Source organism: Streptomyces sp. NPDC046261 (assembly GCF_040646235.1).
Classification (GTDB): Bacteria; Actinomycetota; Actinomycetes; order Streptomycetales; family Streptomycetaceae; genus Streptomyces.
The window spans coordinates 1-4739 of sequence record NZ_JBEYZU010000046.1; the positions used below are offsets into that span (position 1 = coordinate 1).

General features: G+C 69.2%; 3 protein-coding genes. 2 read left to right on the top strand and 1 reads right to left on the bottom strand.

Annotated features, from left to right (window positions below):
• The first annotated feature begins 552 nt into the window (after nt 1-552).
• Nucleotides 553-1638, top strand: a complete 1086-nt coding sequence (trpS, locus tag ABZ956_RS30390) for a tryptophan--tRNA ligase (RefSeq protein WP_361900708.1) — start codon at nt 553-555, stop codon at nt 1636-1638.
• A 6-nt stretch (nt 1639-1644) separates the two neighbouring features.
• On the opposite strand, the gene proC is transcribed toward trpS, so the two are convergent.
• On the bottom strand, nt 1645-2454 hold the full coding sequence (proC, locus tag ABZ956_RS30395) for a pyrroline-5-carboxylate reductase (RefSeq protein WP_361900711.1): 810 nt from the start codon (nt 2452-2454) through the stop codon (nt 1645-1647).
• A 606-nt stretch (nt 2455-3060) separates the two neighbouring features.
• Here proC and ABZ956_RS30400 point away from each other — a divergent pair.
• Complete coding sequence (locus tag ABZ956_RS30400) at nt 3061-4620, top strand: SulP family inorganic anion transporter (protein WP_361900714.1); 1560 nt, start codon at nt 3061-3063, stop codon at nt 4618-4620.
• The last annotated feature ends 119 nt before the right edge of the window (nt 4621-4739 follow it).

Below are 4739 nucleotides of genomic sequence, written 5' to 3' on the forward strand. Positions count from 1 at the left end.
GAACGGACGCTTCCTTTGTACTCACCCTCTCGGGCTTTCCTCCGGGCGCTTCCCTTCGGTATTTCGTGTTTCCAACCTTACCAGATCCGTTTTCCAGTCCGTTTCCGGTCCGAATTCCGTTTCCGGCCCCCTGTTGGAGCGGGGTTTCTCGCGCCTTCCGGCGTGATCACTACTTTAGCGGATTTCCCCCGCGACTCCTAATCGGAGTCCCGGGCCATCCCGTTCCGTATTCCGGCACGCCGAAATACTTCCCGTTCAGGGACCGTGCAGTGGTGATTGCCGCCGATGCGACTCGAGTGGCTGCTCCGGCGTCCTCGCGGACCCCGTGGCAACTCGAAGAACTCTACACGCTCGCGTAAGCCCCATCAAACCCGTGGCGCAAGGGGGTTTCGGAAGCTACCGTCGTCCTGTGACCAAGCATGCGCTCACCCAGCAGTGGTGGGCCGCCTGACGGGCGGCCCGAGACCTGCGCATGCACTCAGCGGCCGCCGCCTCGGCGGCCGTTCTGCTGTCTGTGGCGGTGGCTCCACCTCGAAGGAGACCAGCACAGCCATGGCACGCATCTTCAGCGGCATCAAGCCCACCGGCCATCTGACCCTCGGCAACCACCTGGGCGCCGTCCGCCAGTGGGTGGAGGCAGACCAGCACCGGTCCGACGCCCTCTTCTGCGTCGTCGACCTTCACGCACTGACCGTCGACCACGACCCCGCCCGCGTACGCAGGCTCAGCCGGCAGGCCGCGACGCTGCTGCTGGCGGCGGGGCTCGACCCCGACCTCTGCACTCTGTTCGTACAGAGCCATGTGGACGAACACACCCGGCTGGCGTATCTGCTGGAGTGCACGGCCACCGACGGCGAGATGCGGCGGATGATCCAGTACAAGGAGAAGTCCGCACGGGAGCGGGCCACCGGCGGGAGCGTACGGCTGTCCCTGCTGACGTATCCCGTGCTCATGGCGGCGGACATCCTGGCGTACGGAGCGGACGAGGTCCCCGTCGGCGACGACCAGGCGCAGCACGTCGAGCTCACCAGGGACCTGGCGGTCCGGTTCAACCAGCGCTACGGGCACACCTTCACCGTGCCCAAAGCCGTGCTCCCCACGGTGGCTGCCAGGGTGATGGATCTGCAGGACCCGACGTCCAAGATGGGGAAGTCGCACGCCGAGACGTCCGGCATCGTCTATCTGCTCGACGAGGTCGACGTCGTACGCAAGAAGATCATGCGCGCGGTGACCGACAGCGGGAGCGAGATTGTGTACGACCGGGAGGCGCAGCCCGGCGTCGCGAACCTGCTGGAGATCCTGGCGGCCTGCACCGGCCGCAAGCCCATGGAGGTCGCCGCGGGGTACGGCGCTCGGGGGTCCGCGTACGGTGCGCTGAAGAAGGACACCGCCGATGCGGTCGTGGAGCTGCTGCGGCCGGTCAGGGAGCGGCACGCCCAGCTCTGTGCCGACCCGGGTTATGTGGACGAGGTGCTGCGGAAGGGGGCCGAGCGGGCGCGGGGCCTCGCCCGGCCGACTGTCGACACGGCCTACCGGGCCATTGGGCTGATGCCGCCCGTCCCGGCCGTCCCGCCTGTGCCGTCTGCGTCGTCGCCTCTGCCGCCTGTCTCGCCCGTCTCGCCCGTCTCGCCTGTCTGAAGAGCGTCAGGCCTGGCCGGAGGCCAGTTCGCGGCTGCGGTCGCGGGCTGCTTCGAGGGCGGCGATCAGGGCGGCCCGTACTCCGTGGCTCTCGAGTTCGCGGATCGCGCTGATCGTCGTCCCGGCGGGGGACGTGACCGCCTCGCGCAGCTTGACCGGGTGTTCGCCGCTGTCGCGGAGCATGACGGCGGCGCCGATGGCGGCCTGGACGATGAGGTCGTGGGCCTTGTCGCGCGGCAGGCCGAGGAGGATGCCGGCGTCGGTCATGGCTTCGACGAGGTAGTAGAAGTAGGCCGGGCCGGATCCGGAGAGGGCGGTCGCGGCGTCCTGCTGGTTCTCGGGGACGCGGAGCGTCTTGCCGACCGGCTTGAAGATCTCTTCCGTGCGGAGGAGGTGGTCCTCGGAGGCGTGGGAGCCGGCGGAGATGACGGACATGCCCTCGTCGACGAGGACGGGGGTGTTCGGCATGACGCGTACGACGGGAGTGCCGGCCGGCAGCTTCTCCTCGAAGAAGGCAGTGGGCACGCCGGCCGCGGCGCTGATGACCAGCCGGTCGGCAGGCAGGTGGGGGGCGAGCTCGTCGAGGAGGATCGCCATGTCCTGCGGCTTGACGGCCAGAATGAGGGTGTCGGCGGCCTTGGCGGCCTCGCTGTTGCTGACCACCTCGACGCCGTAGCGGGCGCGCAGGGCCTCGGCGCGCTCGGGACGGCGGGCAGTGCACATGAGGTCGTCGGTCGACCAGCCGGCCCGGATCATGCCGCTGAGGAGCGCCTCTCCGATCTTTCCGGTTCCGAGGACGGCGACTTTCTGGGTCACGGTGGGCTCACCTCTTGGCTGGACTGCGGCTGGGGCTGGGGTGTGGCTTGGAGGGTGTGGCTGGACGGTGTGGCTGTGGCTGGCATCTTCGCACTTCGGCGGTCCCGGGCACGGCTCGTGTCCACGACTCGGAACCGTCCACGCGCCTCTGGCGGAGGCTGCTTCGGCAGGCCGTCCGCCGGGGTGATCGGAAGCGGGATCTCCCGTTTCCCACCCCCGCGTTTACATCGTGGTTACACATCAACTCGCCGATCTGCACCACAACTTGGCCAAAATATGGTCGAGTGATTATCGGCACGGCGCCGCAGGGGACGACGGCGCCGCTGCGCGTACTGGGATCTGTGCCGACGTCGCTGCCCGACGTCCGGCGGCTGTGCCGTCTTCGCCCCCAGTGACCGTGCTCGTGCTCGTACCCGCGTCCGTGTCCACGTCGGTCCGTACAGGCTGCCCCCTCGTACCGGCCGACAGCTCGCGCCGACCGACTCGCACCGACGAACGATCCGCCCGAAACGACCGCCCGTACGACGCTTCACCTCACTCCACCTGTCAGGCAACGATCCTCATCGCATCGCTGCGCGCGCCTCGAGCGCGCTGGAGGCAATCCTCATGCAGAAGACTCTCTTCCGCCGTGTCCGAAACGCCGCCATAACTGACCTCAGGAACAACCTCCGAGCCGACTTCACCGCGTCGCTGGTCGTCTTCCTCATAGCCGTGCCGCTGTCCGTCGGCATCGCCGTCGCATCCGGTGTGCCCGCCGAGCTGGGGCTCGTGACCGGCATCGTCGGCGGGCTCCTCACCGGACTGCTGCCGGGCAGCAGCATGCAGGTCAGCGGGCCTGCGGCAGGGCTGACAGTGCTGGTGTACGAGGCCGTACGGGAGTACGGGCTCAGGGCCCTCGGCGTCCTGGTGCTCACCGCCGGCCTCCTCCAACTCGTCATGGGCACCCTGAAGTTGGGCCGCTGGTTCCGTGCCATCTCCGTGGCCGTGGTGCAGGGCATGCTCGCCGGCATCGGCATCGTGCTGATCGCCGGGCAGCTGTACGCGATCGCCGACGCCGAGGCGCCCGCCGGCGGCCTGGACAAGCTCGGCGGCCTGATCTCACTCCTCACCAACACCCTTGGCTCGGCCGACGCCATGTCCGCCGTCGCGGTCGGCAGCGGCACGGCGGCGATGCTCGTCCTGTGGCCACGCTGGCAGCGGGCCGCACGTATCGTGCCCGCGCCGCTGGTCGCGGTCGCCCTGGCCACTGCCGCGGTCGCCCTGCTGCGCCTGCCCGTCGACCGGGTCCAGGTCCGCGGTCTCCTCGACGCGATCCAGCCACCGGGTGGCGGTGACTTCGCCCGGCTGACCGAGTTCGGGGTGCTGGGCACGATCCTGGCCTTCGCGCTCATCGCGTCGGCGGAGTCCCTGTTCAGCGCGGCGGCGGTCGACCGGCTGCACGACGGCCGTCGCACGGACTACGACAAGGAACTCATCGCCCAGGGCGCCGGCAACACGGTCTGCGGGGCGCTCGGCGCCCTGCCGATGACGGCCGTGATCGTCCGCAGCGCCGCCAACGTCCGGGCCGGCGCGCGCACCAAGGCGTCGCGCGTCCTGCACGGGGTGTGGCTGCTGGTCTTCGCCGCGCTCCTGCCGTGGGCGCTCGAGCTGATTCCGGTGGCGGCGCTGGCGGGTGTCCTCATCCACGCGGGCTGGAAGCTGCTGCCCGCAAGGGAACTGGGGCCGCTCTGGCGGGACCACCGGGGCGAGGTCGCGGTGCTGGTGACGACCACCGTGGCGATCGTGGTGACCAACCTCTTCGAAGGCGTCATCATCGGCCTGCTCCTGGCCGTGGTCAAGGCCGCCTGGGAGACGTCGCACGTACACGTCGAGACCATGACGTCCTCGAGCGGAGTCGTACGAGCCCGGGTGCTCGGCAACGCCACGTTCCTCCGGCTGCCGAAGTTGCTGGACGAACTGGAAACCCTGCGCCGAGGAGGCCACCACGTGGAGCTCGACATCAGCGGACTGCGCCACATGGACCGTGCCTGCCACACCGCTCTGCTCGGCTGGGCGGAACGTCACGGCGAAATACGGGAGGACGGCTCCCCGGCGGACAAGGGCACGGAGGAGAAGCAGAACGAGAAAGGGGACGGGGAGGCCACCGGGCGAGTGGTAGCGGTCTAGTGGCCGGGCCGTAGAGCGGCGACCGCCGGAAATGCAAGAAAGCCCTGGCAGGGACCTTTCGGTCCCCACCAGGGCTTTCTTGAATAATTGTTCGGCGGCGTCCTACTCTCCCACAGGGT